The organism is Vibrio sp. Scap24 (genome assembly GCF_013394185.1).
GTDB classification, from domain to species: Bacteria; Pseudomonadota; Gammaproteobacteria; order Enterobacterales; family Vibrionaceae; genus Vibrio; species Vibrio pomeroyi.
The window spans coordinates 1,275,904-1,296,009 of the sequence record NZ_CP041332.1 but is presented as its reverse complement, the minus strand read 5'-3'; the positions used below and the strand labels follow the sequence as shown (position 1 = coordinate 1,296,009).

At 45.3% G+C, this 20,106-nt stretch carries 17 protein-coding genes and 10 tRNA genes; 25 read left to right on the top strand and 2 right to left on the bottom strand.

Going from position 1 to position 20,106, the window contains the following annotated elements; all coding sequences use genetic code 11:
* The first annotated feature begins 44 nt into the window (after positions 1 to 44).
* The 21 genes from FLM53_RS05375 to luxS all read left to right on the top strand — a co-directional run bounded on the left by FLM53_RS05375 (position 45) and on the right by luxS (position 14,339).
* Positions 45 to 1,226, top strand: coding sequence for an aspartate kinase (locus tag FLM53_RS05375; protein WP_176680437.1), 1,182 nt, complete (start codon positions 45 to 47; stop codon positions 1,224 to 1,226).
* Between the two features lie 92 nt (positions 1,227 to 1,318).
* On the top strand, positions 1,319 to 1,516 hold the full coding sequence (csrA, locus tag FLM53_RS05370; RefSeq protein WP_004415691.1) for a carbon storage regulator CsrA: 198 nt from the start codon (positions 1,319 to 1,321) through the stop codon (positions 1,514 to 1,516).
* A gap of 475 nt (positions 1,517 to 1,991) precedes the next feature.
* Positions 1,992 to 2,084: transfer RNA gene (locus tag FLM53_RS05365), tRNA-Ser, on the top strand.
* Positions 2,085 to 2,127: 43 nt separating this feature from the next.
* Positions 2,128 to 2,204: transfer RNA gene (locus FLM53_RS05360), tRNA-Arg, on the top strand.
* 44 nt (positions 2,205 to 2,248) lie between these two features.
* Positions 2,249 to 2,341 (top strand) — tRNA-Ser (locus FLM53_RS05355).
* A gap of 89 nt (positions 2,342 to 2,430) precedes the next feature.
* Positions 2,431 to 2,507, top strand: a tRNA-Arg gene (locus FLM53_RS05350).
* A gap of 69 nt (positions 2,508 to 2,576) precedes the next feature.
* A tRNA-Arg gene (locus FLM53_RS05345) sits at positions 2,577 to 2,653 on the top strand.
* Between the two features lie 79 nt (positions 2,654 to 2,732).
* Positions 2,733 to 2,809, top strand: a tRNA-Arg gene (locus FLM53_RS05340).
* Positions 2,810 to 2,883: 74 nt separating this feature from the next.
* A tRNA-Arg gene (locus tag FLM53_RS05335) sits at positions 2,884 to 2,960 on the top strand.
* A gap of 68 nt (positions 2,961 to 3,028) precedes the next feature.
* A tRNA-Arg gene (locus FLM53_RS05330) sits at positions 3,029 to 3,105 on the top strand.
* A gap of 78 nt (positions 3,106 to 3,183) precedes the next feature.
* Positions 3,184 to 3,260, top strand: a tRNA-Arg gene (locus FLM53_RS05325).
* 81 nt (positions 3,261 to 3,341) lie between these two features.
* Positions 3,342 to 3,418: transfer RNA gene (locus tag FLM53_RS05320), tRNA-Arg, on the top strand.
* 375 nt (positions 3,419 to 3,793) lie between these two features.
* Positions 3,794 to 4,051, top strand: a complete 258-nt coding sequence (locus FLM53_RS05315) for an oxaloacetate decarboxylase subunit gamma (RefSeq protein WP_004741884.1) — start codon at positions 3,794 to 3,796, stop codon at positions 4,049 to 4,051.
* Positions 4,052 to 4,082: 31 nt separating this feature from the next.
* A complete protein-coding gene (gene oadA, locus FLM53_RS05310) occupies positions 4,083 to 5,867 on the top strand; it encodes a sodium-extruding oxaloacetate decarboxylase subunit alpha (RefSeq protein ID WP_176680436.1) in 1,785 nt (594 codons plus the stop codon).
* Between the two features lie 9 nt (positions 5,868 to 5,876).
* Positions 5,877 to 7,007 (top strand): sodium ion-translocating decarboxylase subunit beta, encoded by a 1,131-nt coding sequence (locus FLM53_RS05305; protein ID WP_019825842.1) that lies wholly within the window; start codon positions 5,877 to 5,879, stop codon positions 7,005 to 7,007.
* A 170-nt stretch (positions 7,008 to 7,177) separates the two neighbouring features.
* On the top strand, positions 7,178 to 8,131 hold the full coding sequence (locus FLM53_RS05300) for an NADP-dependent oxidoreductase (protein WP_029222288.1): 954 nt from the start codon (positions 7,178 to 7,180) through the stop codon (positions 8,129 to 8,131).
* Positions 8,132 to 8,137: 6 nt separating this feature from the next.
* The gene (locus FLM53_RS05295; RefSeq protein WP_004741880.1) at positions 8,138 to 8,599 is read left to right on the top strand and encodes a YqaA family protein; all 462 of its coding nucleotides are present in this window, start codon (positions 8,138 to 8,140) and stop codon (positions 8,597 to 8,599) included.
* Positions 8,600 to 8,608: 9 nt separating this feature from the next.
* Positions 8,609 to 11,467 (top strand): pitrilysin family protein, encoded by a 2,859-nt coding sequence (locus tag FLM53_RS05290; RefSeq protein ID WP_176680435.1) that lies wholly within the window; start codon positions 8,609 to 8,611, stop codon positions 11,465 to 11,467.
* Between the two features lie 99 nt (positions 11,468 to 11,566).
* Positions 11,567 to 13,135, top strand: a complete 1,569-nt coding sequence (gene gshA, locus FLM53_RS05285; RefSeq protein ID WP_176680434.1) for a glutamate--cysteine ligase — start codon at positions 11,567 to 11,569, stop codon at positions 13,133 to 13,135.
* A gap of 10 nt (positions 13,136 to 13,145) precedes the next feature.
* Positions 13,146 to 13,796, top strand: coding sequence for a hypothetical protein (locus tag FLM53_RS05280; protein ID WP_176680433.1), 651 nt, complete (start codon positions 13,146 to 13,148; stop codon positions 13,794 to 13,796).
* Positions 13,797 to 13,820: 24 nt separating this feature from the next.
* Positions 13,821 to 14,339, top strand: coding sequence for an S-ribosylhomocysteine lyase (luxS, locus tag FLM53_RS05275; protein ID WP_017629423.1), 519 nt, complete (start codon positions 13,821 to 13,823; stop codon positions 14,337 to 14,339).
* Positions 14,340 to 14,497: 158 nt separating this feature from the next.
* On the opposite strand, the gene FLM53_RS05270 is transcribed toward luxS, so the two are convergent.
* Positions 14,498 to 15,769 carry an HlyC/CorC family transporter gene (locus tag FLM53_RS05270; protein WP_017629424.1) on the bottom strand — a complete coding sequence of 424 codons (1,272 nt, stop codon included), beginning with the start codon at positions 15,767 to 15,769 and terminating at the stop codon, positions 14,498 to 14,500.
* Positions 15,770 to 15,896: 127 nt separating this feature from the next.
* Positions 15,897 to 16,691, bottom strand: coding sequence for an inner membrane protein YpjD (locus FLM53_RS05265; RefSeq protein WP_132762097.1), 795 nt, complete (start codon positions 16,689 to 16,691; stop codon positions 15,897 to 15,899).
* 200 nt (positions 16,692 to 16,891) lie between these two features.
* On the opposite strand from FLM53_RS05265, the gene ffh reads away from it, so the two are divergent.
* From ffh to trmD, 4 genes are all read left to right on the top strand, one after another.
* Positions 16,892 to 18,286 carry a signal recognition particle protein gene (gene ffh, locus FLM53_RS05260; RefSeq protein ID WP_010435884.1) on the top strand — a complete coding sequence of 465 codons (1,395 nt, stop codon included), beginning with the start codon at positions 16,892 to 16,894 and terminating at the stop codon, positions 18,284 to 18,286.
* Positions 18,287 to 18,497: 211 nt separating this feature from the next.
* Complete coding sequence (rpsP, locus tag FLM53_RS05255) at positions 18,498 to 18,746, top strand: 30S ribosomal protein S16 (protein ID WP_004410028.1); 249 nt, start codon at positions 18,498 to 18,500, stop codon at positions 18,744 to 18,746.
* Positions 18,747 to 18,770: 24 nt separating this feature from the next.
* Positions 18,771 to 19,325: a ribosome maturation factor RimM gene (rimM, locus tag FLM53_RS05250; RefSeq protein ID WP_176680432.1), complete on the top strand. Its 555-nt coding sequence runs from the start codon at positions 18,771 to 18,773 to the stop codon at positions 19,323 to 19,325.
* A gap of 27 nt (positions 19,326 to 19,352) precedes the next feature.
* Positions 19,353 to 20,093 carry a tRNA (guanosine(37)-N1)-methyltransferase TrmD gene (gene trmD / locus FLM53_RS05245; protein WP_176680431.1) on the top strand — a complete coding sequence of 247 codons (741 nt, stop codon included), beginning with the start codon at positions 19,353 to 19,355 and terminating at the stop codon, positions 20,091 to 20,093.
* Positions 20,094 to 20,106 lie beyond the last annotated feature (13 nt).

Here is a 20,106-nt window from a genome sequence, read left to right as displayed (position 1 = left end):
GTCATATATAGACATTGGTCTTGGGAAGGTGAGGACGGGTGAAAATGCCTCTTATCGTGCAGAAATTTGGTGGAACGTCGGTGGGTTCAATAGAACGAATCCATCATGTAGCAGAAAAAATCATTGAAGCGAAAAATGAAGGGCACCAGATCGTGGTTGTCGTTTCTGCTATGTCAGGTGAAACAAATCGGTTGGTTAACTTAGCCACACAGGTTGATAGCGTCCCCAACGCTAGAGAACTGGATGTGCTGTTAACGGCCGGAGAGCAAGTTTCCATGGCCTTGTTAGCAATGACGTTGCACAAGTTAGGTTATGAAGCGACATCGATGACTGGCTATCAAGCCAAGATACACACCGATTCTAATCATAATAATGCGACGATAGAGCGTATTGATACTGCTCCTATTCAAACCTTGTTAGACGATAATCAGATTGTGATTGTGGCTGGCTTTCAAGGCATGAATGCTAAAGGCGACATTACCACTCTAGGCCGCGGTGGCTCAGATACCACGGCGGTTGCGTTAGCGGGTGCGCTTCAGGCGAAAGAGTGCCAGATCTATACTGATGTTGATGGTGTGTACTCTTGTGACCCGAGGGTTGTCAAACATTCGAAGAAACTCGATACCTTAGACTTTCCGTCGATGGAAGAGATGGCTCGCCGAGGTGCAAAGGTTCTTCATTTACCGTGTGTTCAATATGCATGGCAACATAATGTGCCATTACGCGTGCTTTCCAGCTTTGAAGCAGGCGAGGGCACATTGATCGCGGGTAACCAGTGTTTGAATGATATTGCTGGCATCGCCATTCAAAGAGACATGGTACGTATCGAGTGTTTGAATGAGGATTTACCGTCTTTCATATCGCATTGCCAACTGTTAGGGATCGAAGTCTGTAGTGTGATCGAGGAAACAGAACGGGCAGCACTCATTATTAAACAAGACATAAGTGCCAAATTAAAACTAGTTTTTGACGAGAAAATCCGTAATAGTGAACAGGTTAGTTTGTTAACTGTGGTAGGAAGCCGAACACAAGAAATTGTGGTCAGTTCACATGGATTGTTGTCTGAAGGCGAAATTGATGTACAGCATCACTTATTGCAGCAGCAGTCTTTAACTTTGGTGATATCACCAACGCAAGTCGATATGGCTGCTAACATATTACACAATGCATACATCGTAGCACGTGAAACACAGGGTTATCCTAAAAAAGAAGTGCATTTTGGTTAAATAAACTCAATCGATAGTTTACGAAAATATAACTTTTGTTGGATAATGCTCTCGTAGCTAGATAAATTTAGAGATTACTCAAGGAGCAAAGAATGCTAATTTTGACTCGCCGCGTTGGCGAAACACTGATGATTGGTGATGAAGTAACAGTTACTGTACTAGGCGTTAAAGGTAACCAAGTACGTATCGGTGTTAACGCACCTAAAGAAGTATCTGTTCACCGTGAAGAGATCTACATGCGCATTCAAGCTGAAAAAGGTAATGGTAACGTTGCATCTGGCAACTACTAATACTTTTGCGTAGAGAAGAGGCTAGCGTTGTTGCTAGCCTTTTTTGATCTTGGAGCACAGAAGTGTTCATTGATATATAGCTGGCTTAGATAACTAAGCCAGCATTCACTCGGTGAAATGAATGCTCTATAGCACTGTGTAATAACGTTGCGGTTGTCCAACGTTGTTTCTTTCTATTTTGTTTGGCAAAGCTCAAGATTTGTTAGCTTCACCTATAGCGTAAAAACGCATCCCGTAGTAAGGTGCAACCAGCGGTAGCACTTGCTGCTGAAGAAATTAGATAATTGTTTTCGGCTGTTTATTCTTGCCAATCTTTCGCCTTAATTTTTAAGGGAAAAAGCGCGATTTGAATCTTATAAGTTCAATTTGCAAGCGCTTTGATTAAATAGCAAACGGTTGAGTGTTTTTGTCCAATTTTTTTCAATAAAGTGTTTGACATATTTTCGGTAAAACGTAATATGTGCCTCCGCAAGACGGTGAGGTGGCCGAGAGGCCGAAGGCGCTCCCCTGCTAAGGGAGTATGTGGTTTGTAGCTGCATCGAGGGTTCGAATCCCTCCCTCACCGCCATTTCTTGCGAGTCTAAAATTAGCAATTTAGACAATGTAAATGTGCGTCCTTAGCTCAGCTGGATAGAGTACCTGGCTACGAACCAGGCGGTCGGAGGTTCGAATCCTCCAGGACGCGCCATTCTCTCTTCTCTTACTTGTAAGTGATGTGAGAATAATGAATTAGGTGAGGTGGCCGAGTGGCCGAAGGCGCTCCCCTGCTAAGGGAGTATGTGGTTTGTAGCTGCATCGAGGGTTCGAATCCCTCCCTCACCGCCATTCATTACAGGCCGATGGCCTTTTTTTTTCTTCGTAGCAAGAAGAATGTGATATATTTCACAACTTCATTCTTAATGAATGAACACCGTGCGTCCTTAGCTCAGCTGGATAGAGTACCTGGCTACGAACCAGGCGGTCGGAGGTTCGAATCCTCCAGGACGCGCCACTATTTAAGGGTTTCCTCTCTATGAGAATGAAAATCCTCGTATTGGCTATAAGTTGATACTAAAACCGTGCGCTCTTAGCTCAGCTGGATAGAGTACCTGGCTACGAACCAGGCGGTCGGAGGTTCGAATCCTCCAGAGCGCGCCACTATTTAGGGTTTAGTTCATATATGAATTTGAATCCTGATATTGATAAATCGTTTATCGAGAATTAATATCAAAAGCGTGCGTCCTTAGCTCAGCTGGATAGAGTACCTGGCTACGAACCAGGCGGTCGGAGGTTCGAATCCTCCAGGACGCGCCACTATTTAGGGCTTCTCTCTTATGAGAGTGAAATCCTTGTATTGATTGTGTAATACAACTTGATACTAAAACCGTGCGTCCTTAGCTCAGCTGGATAGAGTACCTGGCTACGAACCAGGCGGTCGGAGGTTCGAATCCTCCAGGACGCGCCACTATTTAGGGCTTCTTTCTTACGAGAATAGAAATCCTTGTATTGGCTATAAGTTGATACTAAAACCGTGCGCTCTTAGCTCAGCTGGATAGAGTACCTGGCTACGAACCAGGCGGTCGGAGGTTCGAATCCTCCAGAGCGCGCCACTATTTAGGGCTTCTTTCTCATGAGAATGAAATCCTGGTATTGAAACGTTGTTTACAACTAATTGATACTAAAACCGTGCGTCCTTAGCTCAGCTGGATAGAGTACCTGGCTACGAACCAGGCGGTCGGAGGTTCGAATCCTCCAGGACGCGCCACTATTTAGGGCTTCTTTCTTATGAGAATGAAATCCTTATATTGATACGTTGTTAGTAACAATGAATTGATATTAAAACCGTGCGCTCTTAGCTCAGCTGGATAGAGTACCTGGCTACGAACCAGGCGGTCGGAGGTTCGAATCCTCCAGAGCGCGCCACATTATTAAAAAAAGCCTCGTTTATACGAGGCTTTTTTTATGCTTGCTATATAAATGTTGATCAAATGTTAAATTTACTTAACATTTAACTTGTTGTATTTTAAGTACTTCTTGAGTGCTTCTTTGTTATTCCACCTTTCTCATATCATTTCTCAGAAAAGCCCCGTTTAAGTCACAGTTTAAATATCTAAAAATGACTCATTTGACAGATTTATGTGATCTGATAGGCGAATAATTAACCTTATGTGTGCGTTGTCCGTAACAGAACCTTAAACAAAATTGACAAAGTTTTACCAATCGAGATAATCCATGGGTCGGGATCACTATTCGCTGAAATCCTGTACATATGTCAGGATGACGAAGAAAGGAAGCAACATGACTAATATTGGAAGCCTGCTAGGAGATGCGGCGACTCTAATGATAACGGGAATGTCCGTTGTCTTTATTTTTCTAACTATTCTAGTTTACCTCGTTCGGTTGATGTCAAAACTGGTACCAGAAGAAGTACCTGAGCCGATCGCAGCACCTAAAAAAATTCAAAAATCACAATCAAACCCTTCAGCTGTTAGTCCACAGGTAGTGGCAGCAATTTCGGCCGCGGTTCATCAATACCGTGCGTCTACTGCTAAGTAGCATTTAAAGGATTAAAAAGGAGTTTATGAGCATGTCTAAACCACTAGCTATCACAGATGTGGTACTTCGTGACGCGCACCAGTCACTATTTGCTACTCGTATGCGTATCGAAGATATGCTGCCAATTGCGGCAGAACTGGATAAAGTCGGTTACTGGTCTCTAGAGACTTGGGGCGGCGCGACGTTTGATTCGTGTATCCGTTTTCTTGGAGAGGATCCATGGGAGCGTCTGCGTGAACTGAAAAAAGCGATGCCAAATACACCAATGCAGATGCTACTGCGTGGTCAAAACCTGTTGGGTTACCGTCACTACGCGGATGATGTAGTAGAAAAATTTGTTGAACGTGCCCATAAGAATGGCATGGACGTATTCCGTATTTTTGATGCGATGAATGACGTACGTAACTTTGAAAAAGCGGTGAAAGCAACGATTGATGTTGGCGGCCACGCTCAAGGTACCTTGTCTTACACAACCAGTCCGGTTCACAACTCTGATACTTGGGTTGATCTGGCTAAGCGTCTAGAAGACCTAGGTTGTCATTCACTATGTATCAAAGATATGTCAGGTTTATTAAAGCCTTATGAAGCGGAAGAGTTAATTACACGCATCAAAGCATCGTGTGATGTTCCTCTAGCGTTACATAGCCACGCGACAACGGGTCTATCGACAGCAACAGCGGTTAAAGCCGTTGAGGCGGGCATCGATATTCTAGACACGGCTATCTCTTCAATGAGCTGTACTTACGGTCACACACCAACTGAAACGGTTGTGGCGATGTTAGAAGGTACAGAGCGTGACACTAACCTTAAGCTTGACCAAATTGAACCAATCGCATCTTACTTCCGTGATGTACGTAAAAAGTACGCGAAATGGGAAGGCCAGCTAAAAGGCGTCGATTCTCGCATCTTGATCGCTCAGGTTCCTGGCGGCATGTTGACTAACATGGAAGGTCAGCTTAAAGAGCAGGGCGCAGCCGATCGTATGGACGAGGTTCTTGAAGAAATCCCACGCGTACGCAAAGAGCTTGGTTACATTCCTTTGGTAACACCAACTTCTCAAATTGTCGGTACTCAAGCGGTTATTAACGTTCTAACGGGTGAGCGCTATAAGAGCATCACTAAAGAGACGGCAGGTCTGCTGAAAGGCGAATACGGCCAAGCACCTGCGGAAGTAGATGCTGAACTGCAAGCGAAAGTTCTGGATGGTGCAGAGCCAATCACTTGTCGTCCTGCTGACTTGCTTAAGTCAGAAATGGATACGCTGACTACGGACCTTTTAGAGAAAGCGAAATCAGAAGGTATCTCTCTAGCTGAAGATACAGTAGATGATGTCCTGACTTACGCACTCTTCCCACAAGTGGGTCTTAAGTTCCTTAAGAACCGTCGTAACCCTGAAGCATTTGAACCAGCACCAACGGCAGAAGTTGCGACTCCAGTTGCTGCAACTCCGGCTCCTGTGTCTGGTGGCATCGAAAGCTACAGCGTGAAGGTTGATGGTCAAGTGTATGATGTCGAGGTTGGCCCACAAGGTGAACTAACATCTGTTGCGCCATCAGCAAAACCTGCTCAAGCGGCTCAGGCTGCACCTGTAGCAGCTTCTGACGCTGAAGCGGTTCCTGCTCCATTGGCGGGTAACATCTTTAAAGTTAACGTTCAGGCGGGTGCTGAGGTTGCTGAAGGCGACGTTCTGCTTATCCTAGAAGCAATGAAGATGGAAACGGAAGTTCGTGCTGCTCGTGGTGGTATCGTTCAAGAACTGAATGTTAAAGAAGGCGATGCAGTTACTGTAGGCGCTCCACTACTAAGCTTGGCGTAAGGGAGTACCATGGAAGGATTGATGACCTTATGGTCTGAAACAGGGATTGCGAACTTTGAGTTCGGCCAGATCTGTATGATGTTGGTTGGTTGCTTATTGTTATTTTTGGCAATTCGTAAAGGATTTGAACCGTTACTTCTACTACCTATTGGTTTTGGTGCTGTATTAGCAAACATTCCAAACGCTGGGTTTACTGATCCAGGTGGTTTGCTGTACTACGTTTACTACATTGGTATTGAAACGGGTATTTTCCCACTGCTGATCTTTATGGGTGTGGGTGCGATGACGGACTTCGGTGCGTTGATTGCGAACCCTAAAACATTGTGGCTAGGGGCAGCGGCTCAGTTTGGTATCTTCGCCACGCTATTTGGCGCGATCTTGCTGAACTATGTTCCAGGCATGGAATTCTCGATGGCCGACGCTTCTTCTATTGCGATCATTGGTGGTGCCGATGGCCCAACCGCGATCTTCTTAGCGAGTAAGCTCTCTCCTGATCTTTTAGGTGCGATTGCAGTAGCGGCGTATAGCTACATGGCATTGGTCCCTATTATTCAGCCGCCAATCATGAAGGCGTTAACGTCTCCTGAAGAACGTAAGATTAAGATGGCTCAACTTCGTCATGTTAGCAAGGCAGAGAAGATCCTCTTCCCGCTTGCTGTACTACTGATGACGATTTTGTTCCTACCTTCAGCAACACCTCTAGTGGGTATGTTCTGTCTGGGTAACTTGATGCGTGAAGCGGGTGTGGTTGATCGCCTATCGAAAACAGCGCAAAACGAACTGATTAACGTTGTGACTATTTTCCTTGGTCTCGGTGTTGGTTCTAAGCTTCAAGCGGATACTTTCTTGAACTTAGAGACTCTGGGTATTCTTGGCTTAGGTGCAGTTGCGTTCAGTATTGGTACTGCGGGTGGTGTATTGATGGCGAAGGTTCTAAACCGCTTCTCGAAAGAGGACATCAACCCATTGATTGGTGCAGCTGGTGTATCAGCAGTTCCAATGGCGGCACGTGTTGTGAACAAAGTCGGTCTTGAGGCAAACCCTCAGAACTTCTTGTTGATGCATGCGATGGGCCCGAACGTAGCAGGTGTACTTGGTAGTGCGGTTGCGGCGGGTATTCTATTAGCGCTAGTCGGTTAATGGATTTCTGGTCATGTATCGTTACGTTAATTGGTCGTCAATTTACGAATGAGCGGTTAACTTAGCCTTATTAAATGGTTTATAGTCAAAGGGATGCTTTCGCATCCCTTTCTTTTTATTAATTAGGGTGCTTGCTCACTAGGGCTTTTATCAATCAAGGAAATGTGGAAATGGAAAATAAACAGATTGCGATTACTCAATTCGGCGGCGTCGAAAACCTTAGTATTCAAACCAGTGCGATTCCTGAGCCTAAGGCCGGAGAAGTGGTGGTTAAAGTTTCCTTTTCGGGCATTAATCCTATTGATGTGAAAACCCGAGCTGGCCTTGGTTGGGCAGCAGCACAAAACAAAGACAACCTTCCTTGGGTGCCGGGATACGATATTTCGGGCCAAATTGTCACGCTAGGCGAACAGGCTGAACGTTTTACCGTTGGTGACAACGTGGCAGGCTTTATTGGTTTCCCACTGCAAGGTGGCGGCTACAGCCAATATGTATGTGTTCCAGAAGCGGCACTCAGCATGGTTCCTGATTCTGTTACCCTAGAAGCGGCAGCGGCATTACCACTTGCTAGCCAAACAGCAGCTCAAGCACTTAATAAAGCTGAAGTGAAAGAAGGCGATCGCGTGCTTATTTTAGCGGGCGCAGGCGGCGTAGGTCACCTTGCGGTTCAAATTGCAGTGGCAGCAAAAGCCGAGGTTTACACCACCTGTAGCGAAGCTAACCTCGATTATCTTGCAACGCTAGGCGCTCATGCGATCAACTATAAGTTTGCTCCAGCTTCAGAACGAGTTTCTGATGTTGATGTGCTGATTGATTTGGTCGGTGGCGATACCGCGCTTGATGCGTTGAAGTGCTTGAAAGATGGCGCAAGAGTAGTGACCGTTCCGACTCTATCTGCAGAACTGATCTGTGAAAAAGCTACACTATTAGGTTTTACTGCATCAGGCATGCTGGTTGAGCCAAACCCTGAGCAGATGGACACCATGCTTTATATGGTGAGTGTTGGATTGCTTAAAACAGAAATTCAAGGTATCTACCAATTGGATGAAGCGCAGTCGGCGCATCTACAGGTTGAAACCGGACACACCAGAGGCAAGGTACTACTTAAAATGCAAGAAGGCTGATAGGCAGTGCTAGAGTTCTTTAATTCCCTTTTTGAAAATATAGCGCTGTGGTTCTCTGACTCGGCGCTTTGGGTACTCTTCATCAGTGGCTTCTTAAGTGCCACGTTATTGCCCGGCGGTTCAGAAGCCAGTCTTGTTGCAGCATTGAGCCTAGATCAATTCTCAACATCGTCGATTATTCTCATAGCGACACTCGGTAACACCTTAGGTGGCCTGACTAATTATTGGATTGGTTTGTGGTTGCCTAATCGAACTCAATCTGAAAAGCATGGTCATAAGGCTATGGCTTGGCTGAGCCGTTATGGTTACTGGACACTGTTATTCAGTTGGTTACCCGTTATTGGTGACCCTTTGTGTCTCGCGGCGGGTTGGCTGAGAATGAAATTTATCCCTAGCGTTATTTTGATAGCGATTGGCAAAGCCGCTCGCTACAGCTTACTTGCTGCTATCTACTTCGGTTTTTTCTAAGGAGAACCTATGAAAAAGGTTTTACTTGGTACATTTTCTCTTATCGCCATCGCAGGCTGTTCTTACAATGTACCTAGCTCAACATCCTTCTTTTCCTCATTGCCAGAAGGCGTCACTCTAGTCGAGGAGGTTAAGCCTTCTAAAGACAAAGTAGTTATCCCTTACACCAAGTATCAGCTTGAAAACGGCCTGACAGTTATTCTTTCCCCGGATGATTCTGATCCTCTTGTGCATGTTGATGTGACCTATCACGTAGGTTCCGCTCGTGAAGAGATAGGCAAATCGGGCTTTGCTCATTTCTTCGAACATATGATGTTCCAAGGCTCTGAGAACGTCGGTGACCAGCAGCACTTTAAGATCATTACCGAGGCTGGTGGCTCGTTAAACGGCACCACTAACCGTGATCGTACTAACTACTTTGAAACTGTTCCATCTAACCAGCTTGAGAAAATGTTGTGGTTAGAATCAGACCGAATGGGTTTCTTATTAGATGCGGTTTCTCAGAAGAAATTCGAAGTTCAAAGAGGCACGGTTAAAAACGAGCGTGCGCAAAGTTATGAAAACCGTCCTTATGGCTTGATGTGGGAACGCATGGGTGAAGCGCTTTACCCTGAAGGCCACCCTTACTCATGGCAACCAATCGGTTATGTGGAAGACCTAGACCGTGTCGATGTGAATGACCTTAAAGCGTTCTTCCTACGCTGGTACGGCCCAAATAATGCGGTATTGACTATCGGTGGTGATATCGACGTTGATGACACGCTAGAGTGGGTGAACAAGTACTTTGGTCCTATCCCTCAAGGCCCAGAAGTTAAGGCTGCAGAGAAACAACCTGCCGTGCTAACTGAAGATAAGTACATCACCTTAGAAGACAATATTCGTCAGCCGATGGTGCTTGTGGGTTGGCCAACAACATATCGCGGTGAAGAGACACAAGCTTCATTGAATGCATTGTCTAATGTGCTAGGTTCCGGTACCAACAGTTACCTGTATCAAAACCTCGTAAAAACACAGAAAGCAGTCAGTGCCGGCTCTTTCCATGATTGTGCCGAGCTCGCATGTACCATGTATGTGTATGCGATGGGTAACTCAGGTGAAAAAGGCGATTTGACGGTTCTTAATAAAGAATTAATGGATACCCTAGAGCAATTCTCGAAAGAGGGCGTTCAACAAGAGCGTCTAGACCAGATCACCGGCATGGCAGAAGCAGATGCGGTTTTCGCACTGCAAAGTGTTAAAGGCAAGGTTTCACAACTCGCATCTAACCAAACCTTCTACGGTCAGCCAGATCGCATTGAATCACAGTTGGATCAAATCCGCGCAGTGACGCCTGAAAGCGTAAGTAAAGCCTACCAAGATTTCATCGAAGGTAAGCACAAGGTGACCCTGAGTGTGGTTCCTAAGAAGCAACTTGATTTAGCGGTTCGTGAAGCGACCTTTACCACGCCTCCACGTACTTTGCCTGAATACAGTAAGGTGACAGAAGACCAGCTGGATTTCAGAAAAGCACCGAACACCTTTGATCGCAGCGTGATGCCAGAAGTGAATTTTGGTGTTGAAGCAACGATGCCTGATTTGTACCGCATGCACTTTGCAAACGGCACGGATTTGATTGGTACCGTGACCAGTGAAACGCCGACCGTACAGTTGCAGATTCAACTTCCAGCCGGTGAACGTTATGTTCGTAAAGGGCAAGAAGGCCTAGCGAACCTAACCGCTTCGATGATGGAAGAAGGTTCGACAAAACGAACAGTTGAAGAGTTACAAGCGACACTTGATAAGCTTGGTAGTAGTGTAAGCATCAGTGCGGGCAGTTACACCACGGATATTTCAGTTTCTACGCTAGAGAAAAACCTGCCTCAAACCTTAGCGATCGTGCAAGAGGTTCTGTTTGAGCCTAAGTTTGGTGAACAAGACTTCGAGCGTGTTAAGAAACAGATGCTAGAAGGCGTTGTATACCAGCACCAACAACCAAGCTGGATGGCGTCTCAAGCAACACGTGAAGTGCTATTTGGCGACAGTATTTTTGCTCGAGCGAGCGACGGTACTAAAGCATCTTTATCGAAACTCACTCTAGACGATGTGAAAAAATTCTATGACCAACACTACACACCTGAAGGTGCCAATATTGTTGTTGTGGGAGACATCTCGAAGAAAGAGATTGGAAAACAGCTACAATTCTTTGAAGAGTGGCAAGGCGATGCCGCGCCATTAACGCGTCCACAGATCGTCAAAGAGCTTTCAGGTCAGCACCTGTACTTGGTCGATAAACCGGGTGCACCGCAAAGTATTGTTCGTTTGGTGCGTAAAGGCTTGCCGTTTGATGCAACAGGTGAACTGTATTTGAGTCAACTGGCTAACTTTAACCTAGCGGGTAACTTCAATAGCCGTATCAACCAGAATTTACGTGAAGATAAAGCCTACACTTACGGTGCAAGCGGTTATTTTGCGAGTACTCGTGAAACGGGCGCGGTGGTATTCAGTGCACAGGTAAGAGCGAATGCGACGGTTCCATCGATTCAAGAGTTCATTAATGAGCTGAACGAGTTCAGTCAAAGTGGATTAACTGACGAAGAGGTGAAATTTATGCGCCTTGCCGTCGGTCAACAAGATGCGCTTAAATATGAAACGCCAAGTCAAAAGGCTGGGTTGTTGAGTAATATTGTCGCATTGAGCCTTGATGAAGATTACCTACAACAGCGTAATCAGATAGTTGAAACGGTTTCAAAAGAGACCTTAAATGAGCTATCGAAGAAATGGTTCGACCCGAATGATTATCAAATAATCGTTGTTGGTGACGCGACTTCGCTTCGCCCGCAATTAGAAAAGTTAGATATTCCAATAGAAGAGCTTGAAATCATTCGTTAGAGTACACATTAAAGGGGGAGGGAAGAGACTCTACTTTTCTCCTCCAACCTAATTTATGATAGTTCTAATCAGAACAATATAAGATAAGTGAACTGAATTTTGACTGATTTTGCTGCGCGACTAAAGCAAGTTGCAACCAACCCTAAGACCTTTTCTCAATTTGGTCGTGGTGTTGAAAGGGAAACGTTACGCTACACGGAAGATGGCCACCTTGCTACTGGGCCGCACCCTAAAGCTTTAGGATCTGCGTTGATGAACGAATGGGTAACGACCGATTTTTCTGAGTCGCTACTGGAATTTATCACGCCTGTTTCTAATGACGTTCCGACGCTTTTGAATCAGTTGTCTGATATCCATCACTTCACGCAAACCAAGTTAGATGGCGAAAAGCTATGGCCGCTCTCTATGCCTTGTTACGTTGGCAGTGAAGATTACATTCAGCTAGCGCAATACGGTACTTCTAACAACGGTAAGATGAAGACGCTATATCGTGAAGGCCTTAAGCGCCGTTACGGTAGCCTGATGCAGATTATTTCAGGTGTTCACTTCAACTTCTCATTCCCAGAAAGCTTTTGGGATAGCCTGTTTGGAGAGCAAACAGAAGAAGCGCGTTGTGAAGCTAAGTCAGATGCTTACTTTGGCTTGATCCGTAACTACTACCGCTTTGGTTGGTTAATTCCTTATTTCTTTGGTGCTTCACCTGCACTGTGTTCTTCTTTCATCAAAGGAAGAGAAACCAACCTACCTTTCGAAAAGGTTGGTGAGACACTGTATCTACCAAAAGCAACGGCGCTGCGCCTGAGTGATCTTGGTTACACGAACAGTGCGCAAAGTGTATTGAAGATTGGCTTCAACAGCCTAGGTCAGTACCTTGAAGGTTTGAATCAAGCGATTCGTACGCCATCAGAAGAATTCGCCGAAATCGGCACTAAGGTAGATGGTGAATACCGTCAGCTAAATAGCAACGTACTGCAAATTGAGAATGAGCTTTACGCTCCAATCCGTCCTAAGCGTGTCGCGAAAAGTGGTGAGAAGCCATCTGAAGCGTTGGCTCGCGGCGGTGTTGAGTATATCGAGGTTCGTTCTCTAGATGTAAACCCATTCAGCGCAATCGGTATCACTGAGCAGCAAGTTCGCTTCTTGGATCTATTCCTAACGTGGAGTGTACTAACAGACTCTGCTGAGATGGATAACTGCGAACTTGAGTGTTGGCGCGATAACTGGAACAAGGTGATCTTAGAAGGTCGTCAGGTTGGTCTAGAGCTACAAATTGGCTGTCATGGCGAGCGCTTGTCTCTGCAAGATTGGGCGAAGCGTGTATTTAAAGACCTACGCTCTATTGCCGAAATGATGGACGCAGAACAAGGCGGGCGTGCATACCAAGAAACATGCGATACGCTTGAGGCTTGGATTGATAACCCTGAGCTAACGATTTCTGGCCAGTTGCTAGAAGAGACCCAAAAACTGGGTGGCTTAGGTAAAGTGGGTTGTGCGTTAGGTAAAACGTACGCTGAGCAACACAAGGCACACGAATATAAAGTTTACTCAGCTGAGTTGATGGAAGCGGAAGTTCAACGCTCTGTGATGGCTCAGCAACAAAGTGAAGAAGCAAGTACTCAAGATTTTGATAGCTTCTTAGCGGATTACTTTTCGTATTTAAAAGCATAGCGAGACTTTGGTGGAAAGGAAGCAAGACTTATTAGGTCAGCCTACTCGTGTGAGTGGTAAATGGTTACCTGTAGTGACTGTGGGTGTTGTCTCTAGCCTATTGGTTGGGTGTGCAACGCCACCGCCTAAGCAGCAAGATAATTTGTGTAGCATCTTCAGAGAGCATCCATCTTGGTATGAAGATGCACTTGATATGCAAGAGGAGTGGGGCACGCCGATTAACGTAGCGATGGCTTTTGTGAAACAAGAAAGTAGCTTTCGTCATGATGCACGCCCACCCAAAGATTACATTCTTGGCTTTATTCCGTGGGGACGCGTAAGCAGTGCCTACGGTTACGCACAAGCTCAAGATCCTGCTTGGGAAGACTTCCAAAAAGCGACCAATAACGGTGGTTCAAGAACTAACTTTGATGATGCATTGATGTTTATTGGTTGGTATACCAGTGAGACACGTCGTCAGCTGGGTATCTCGCTATGGGACCCTTATAACCAATACCTGGCTTATCATGAAGGCCGTGGAGGTTATAAGCGTAAGTCATACAACAGCAAGCCATCGCTAATTAAGGTGGCTCGCAAAGTCGAACAGCAAGCAAAAGATTATGGATGGCAGCTGAAACAGTGCCGCAAAGAACTAGAAGACAATCGAAGCTGGTTTTTCTAAAGCCAGCCGTCACGGAGAAGAGCAATGCCTTTATTAGATAGTTTCACTGTTGATCACACACGCATGAACGCACCTGCAGTTCGTGTTGCTAAAACAATGCAAACCCCAAAAGGGGATACCATCACTGTGTTTGACCTGCGTTTCACTGCGCCAAACAAAGACATCCTATCTGAGAAAGGTATCCATACTCTTGAGCATCTATACGCTGGTTTCATGCGTAATCAACTGAACGGTTCAGATGTAGAGATCATCGATATTTCACCTATGGGTTGTCGTACAGGTTTCTACATGAGCCTAATTGGTACACCAACAGAGCAGCAAGTGGCTGACGGTTGGTTAGCTGCGATGAAAGACGTACTGAAAGTTGAGAACCAGAATAAGATCCCTGAGCTGAACGAATACCAATGTGGTACCGCGGCAATGCACTCTTTGGATGAAGCGAAAGAGATCGCGAATGCAATCATCGCTGCAGGTATCTCTGTAAATAAGAATGATGAATTGGCACTGCCAGAGTCGATGCTTCAAGAGCTTAAAATCGACTAAGCATTTTTAGTTCACCTTGAATATGCTTCACTCTAGATACATTTTGCTCTAGAGACTGAGCGAGCTAGATACTAAAAGGCCCGATTCAATGAATCGGGCCTTTTGTTTTTGTTGCATGTGAGCTTGTGTGCTCATTTAGCTATTACAGCAAGCCACATTTATCCGTTAACGATCTGTGGGAACACGCGTACCAGCTTGATACGGTTCTCTTCGAGTTCTACGATTTCCATTGGATGGCTGGCAACCTGAACACTCAGGTGACTCTCTGGAATATCTTCAAGGTGTTCCAATATTAAACCATTCAGTGTTCTTGGGCCGTCGGTAGGTAATGCCCACTGCAAGCCTTTGTTAATGTCTCGGATATTGGCGCTGCCTTCAATTAAGAAGCTGCCATCACTTTGTGGCGTGATCTCTTCAGACAAGCTTGGCGCAATTGAAGTAGTAAACTCACCAACAATCTCTTCCAGAATATCTTCCAATGTAACTAAGCCGTTGATGTCACCATACTCATCAACAATTAAACCGATGCGCTGTTTATTGCGCTGAAACTTAAGCAGTTGAATGTTAAGTGGCGTCGCTTCAGGAATAAAGTAGATCTCATCTGCCGCACGCAACAAGGTCTCTTTATTGAACTCGTTCTTTTCCAGCATTAAGCGGTAAGCTTCACGCAGCCTAAGCATACCAACCACTTCATCTATCTGATCACGATAAAGAACGACACGACCATGAGGAGAGTGGGTCAGTTGGCGCACAATTGATTTCCAGTCATCATTGATGTCGATGCCGGTGATTTCATTACGAGGCACCATGATGTCGTTCACGGTCACGTGCTCTAAATCGAGAATCGATACCAACATATCTTGGTGACGCTGGGGAATAAGGCTGCCTGCTTCATTTACCACGGTTCTGAGCTCTTCTGAGCTTAAGTGGTCGGTTGCATCATGACTGGCTTTGACACCCAATATACGAATGAAGCCGTTGGTAATGAAGTTAACCAAAATCACCAACGGTGACAGTACCTTCATCAGCACCATTAAAAGGATACTACTGGCGTAAGAGACACGTTCAGGGAATAGAGAAGCGATAGTCTTTGGGGTTACCTCGGCGAATACGAGGATCACGAGAGTCAGGGTACCAGTAGCGATAGCCACACCGATATCCCCGTAGATGCGCATACCAAGAATAGTAGCGATCGCAGATGCAAGAATGTTGACGAGATTGTTGCCGATGAGAATGAGGCCAATCAATCTGTCTGGGCGGTTCAGAAGTTTTTCTACGCGTTTGGCACCTTTATGACCCGTATTGGCCAAGTGCTTTAAACGGTAGCGGTTCAAGGACATCATGCCCGTTTCGGAACCAGAGAAATAACCAGAAATTACAATGAGACACGCGAGTAGCGCAAATAAGATACCCGTTGATATGTCGTCCAAAACTATTCTTTTCCTATTTGTGTATCTTGATTAATTTATGACCGAACATGGTCGAGATGTCAATTGAATCTAACGGACTCAATATTTTAAAGGCAAGGTGTGTGAGACCTTGCCTTTATTTTACAGACTAGTTCAGGATGATTTCCTGAACGAAGCGGCTACCGAAGTAGGCTAATGTGAGCATGCTGGCGCCCGCCAGTGCGAACCAAGTGACTTTCTGTCCACGCCAACCTTTTTGGTAGTGACCCCATAAAAGAATGGAGTAGATAACCCAAGCGATAAAAGACAATACCGCTTTGTGCGCCTTTCCTTGAGCAAACATATCTTGTACGAAGATAAGGCCAGTCAGCAAAGTACCCGTTAATAAACCATTACCAATCAGAATGATCTTGAAAAGCTGTCTCTCCACCATCATTAAAGGAGGTAGGTTAGGGTTAATCACTAAGGCTTTTTTCTTTTTAAGCTTGTGATCAAGCCACGCGAGTTGCAGGGCGTACAACGCACCGATAGTCAGCGTCGCGTATGAGAACAATGCTAGAGAGATGTGCACGAGCAGTTTCGGGTCATTCTCTAGATGTTTAATAAAGGTACTTGGAAGAAACGTTGCTGCCATGAGGTTAAGCGCTGCGAAGCTATAAACAACAGGCAAAATGAACCACAAGCGGGTTCTGAGCATCGCGCCGCTCATCACCAAAGAAATGATTAAACTGATTAATGAAGCAACGTTCAAGATACTGAGGTTTTGGCCACTGGCATTAAAGATTAAATCGCCAAGCAACCAAGCATGGAAAGCTAAAGCAAGTAATGCGCTGATAAACACCGTTTTTACACGGATTCCTGTTTGGTGCACGAGACCTGGAATGATCGTGGAAATCGCCATTGTATAAAGAAAGGCTGCTGCGATCGCAATAAGACTGTCCATGGTATCCATTTAAATGATTACTAATTGACGAATTATACCTTGCATCGCTCTTTGGGGCTACGGTGAACCTCACTCAATTCCAAGTGAACAATGTCTCACATCACAAGCGTGGATGATTAACGCTCCACAACGGGTATGACTCTAATCAACGCTAATGTATACTCACAGTAATAGTCGCAGGATTGAGCGAAGAGAAAACTATGTTTGATAATTTAACGGATCGTCTATCCAAAACGCTGAAGAACATCAGCGGTAAAGGTCGTCTGACCGAAGACAATATAAAAGAGACGCTGCGTGAAGTACGTATGGCGCTACTTGAAGCCGACGTTGCACTGCCAGTTGTCCGCGATTTTGTTAAGCGCGTAAAAGAAGGCGCTGTAGGTGTTGAGGTTTCTAAATCTCTAACGCCAGGTCAAGAATTCATTAAGATCGTTCAAGCTGAACTTGAAGCGGTGATGGGTGAGTCTAACGAGGCTCTTAACCTAGCAGCGCAACCGCCAGCTGTTATCTTGATGGCAGGCCTACAAGGTGCGGGTAAAACCACATCGGTAGGTAAGTTATCTAAGCTTCTAACTGAGCGTGACAAGAAAAAGGTTCTGGTTGTATCTGCCGACGTTTACCGTCCAGCGGCGATCAAACAGCTTGAAACGTTAGCAAGCGATGTTGGCGTAGACTTCTTCCCATCTTCAGCTGATCAAAAGCCTCTTGATATTGCAAATGCTGCAATCGACCACGCGAAGAAGAAATTCTACGACGTACTATTAGTCGATACTGCTGGTCGTTTGGCTATCGATGAAGAGATGATGGGCGAGATCAAAGAGCTTCATACTGCAATTAAACCAGTAGAGACACTGTTCGTTGTTGATGCAATGACAGGTCAAGATGCTGCGAACACTGCAAAAGCCTTTGGCGATGCGCTACCACTAACCGGTGTTATCTTAACGAAAGTAGATGGTGATGCGCGTGGTGGTGCTGCACTGTCTGTTCGTCATATCACAGGTAAACCAATCAAATTCTTGGGTGTTGGTGAAAAAACTGACGCACTAGAACCGTTCCACCCAGATCGTGTTGCTTCTCGTATCCTTGGTATGGGCGATGTTCTGTCTCTTATTGAAGACCTACAGAAAAACGTTGATACCGAGAAAGCAGAGAAACTGGCTAAGAAGTTCAAAGAGAAGAAAGGCTTTGACCTTGAAGATTTCCGTGAACAGCTTGGTCAGATGCAAAACATGGGCGGCATGATGGGCATGATGGATAAGCTTCCAGGCATGTCTCAGCTACCAGACAACGTTAAAGATAAAGTTGATGACAAGATGTTCAAGCAAATGGAAGCGATCATCAACTCTATGACAATGAAAGAGCGTCAACGTCCTGACCTAATCAAAGGCTCACGCAAAAAGCGTATTGCTGCTGGTTCTGGTACACAGGTACAAGATGTAAACCGTATGCTTAAGCAGTTCACCCAAATGCAGAAGATGATGAAGAAGATGCAGAAAGGTGGCATGAAAGGCATGATGCGCAACATGCAAGGCATGATGGGCGGCGGCGGAGGTATGGGCGGAATGGGTGGTGGCTTTAACCCGTTCGGTCGATAACCTACAAATGTAAGCTTTAGCTACGTTACTTTTCATAGTGTTAGCCGTGTCACAGAAAGTGTACGGCAGCTATGTTGGTGAAAAAATAGCTAAAGCCCTTGCATTGCACCGGAATAAGAGTAAAATTCCGGGGCTTTAATTTGGCACGAGACCCCAAGCTATTACTTAGACTTGGGGTTAATTATTTTATTAAGAAAGCAAAGAGGACGACATGGTAACCATTCGTTTGGCACGTCACGGTGCAAAGAAGCGCCCATTCTATCAAATCGTAGTTGCGGATAGCCGTAACGCTGCAACTGGCCGTTTCATCGAGAAAGTAGGTTTCTTTAACCCTACAGCTCAAGGTCAAGAAGAAGGTCTTCGTCTAGACCTAGATCGTGTTAACCACTGGGTTGGTCAAGGCGCATCTCTATCTGATCGTGTAGCTAAGCTAGTTAAAGACGCTCAAAAAGCGGCTTAATTCTTTTTTAAAGAGAAATAGCTTATGTCGATGAAGGGTAAAGAAACAATGAGCAAGCAAGACGAAAAAATTGTTATGGGCAAGTTTGGTGCTACCTATGGCATTCGTGGCTGGCTTAAAGTTTTTTCCTACACAGACAATGCTGAAAGCATATTTGATTACTCCCCTTGGTATGTTAACCAAAAGGGGAAGTGGGTTGAATTCAAAGTAGAAAGCTGGAAACGTCATAACAAAGGTATGGTGTGTAAGCTGGAAGGTTTTGAGATCCGCGAGGACGCTCATGTACTGACCAACTTTGAAATTGCAGTAGACCCTGCTTCGTTACCAGAATTGTCAGAAGAGGAATTCTACTGGCGTGAATTGTTTGGTATGCAAGTTGTAACCACTAAAGGTTACGATCTAGGTATTGTTACAGACATGCTAGAAACTGGCTCAAACGATGTTCTAGTAATCAAAGCAAATCTTAAAGATGCTTTCGGACAAAAGGAACGGTTAGTACCGTACCTTGAAGAGCAAGTGATCAAGAAAGTTGATCGCGAAGCTCAACGGATCGAAGTTGACTGGGATCCTGGATTCTAACTTTAAAATCATAGAGCGAGAGAACACATGTGGGTTGGCGTAATTAGCCTATTTCCTGAAATGTTCCGTTCAGTTACTGATTTTGGAGTAACGGGTCAAGCGGTAAAGAAAGGTCTTTTATCTATTGAGACATGGAATCCTCGCGATTTCACTCATGATAAACATCGCACTGTTGATGACAGACCTTACGGTGGTGGTCCTGGCATGTTAATGATGGTTCAGCCTTTGCGCGATGCTATCCAAACTGCCAAGCAAACATCACCGGGAAAGACGAAAGTTATCTATCTTTCACCTCAAGGTCGTAAACTCGACCAGAAAGGTGTTGAAGAGCTGGCAACAAACGAGAATTTACTTCTTATTTGTGGTCGCTACGAAGGGGTAGATGAGCGCATCATTCAATCTGAAGTTGACGAAGAATGGTCGATTGGAGATTTTGTGATGACGGGTGGCGAATTGCCAGCCATGACGTTGATTGATTCAGTATCTCGGTTTGTTCCGGGTGTACTTGGAGATTTCGCTTCAGCAGAAGAAGATTCTTTTGCAAATGGCTTGCTAGATTGTCCCCATTATACGCGCCCTGAGGTGCTAGACGATAAAGATGTGCCATCGGTACTCAAGTCTGGAAACCATAAGGACATTCGTCGCTGGCGATTAAAACAATCGTTGGGCCGAACTTGGCTAAGAAGACCAGAACTCCTGGAAAACCTAGCTCTGACTGACGAACAGGAACAATTACTGGCTGAATTCATTAAAGAGCAACGCTCTTAACGAAAAGCAAGCA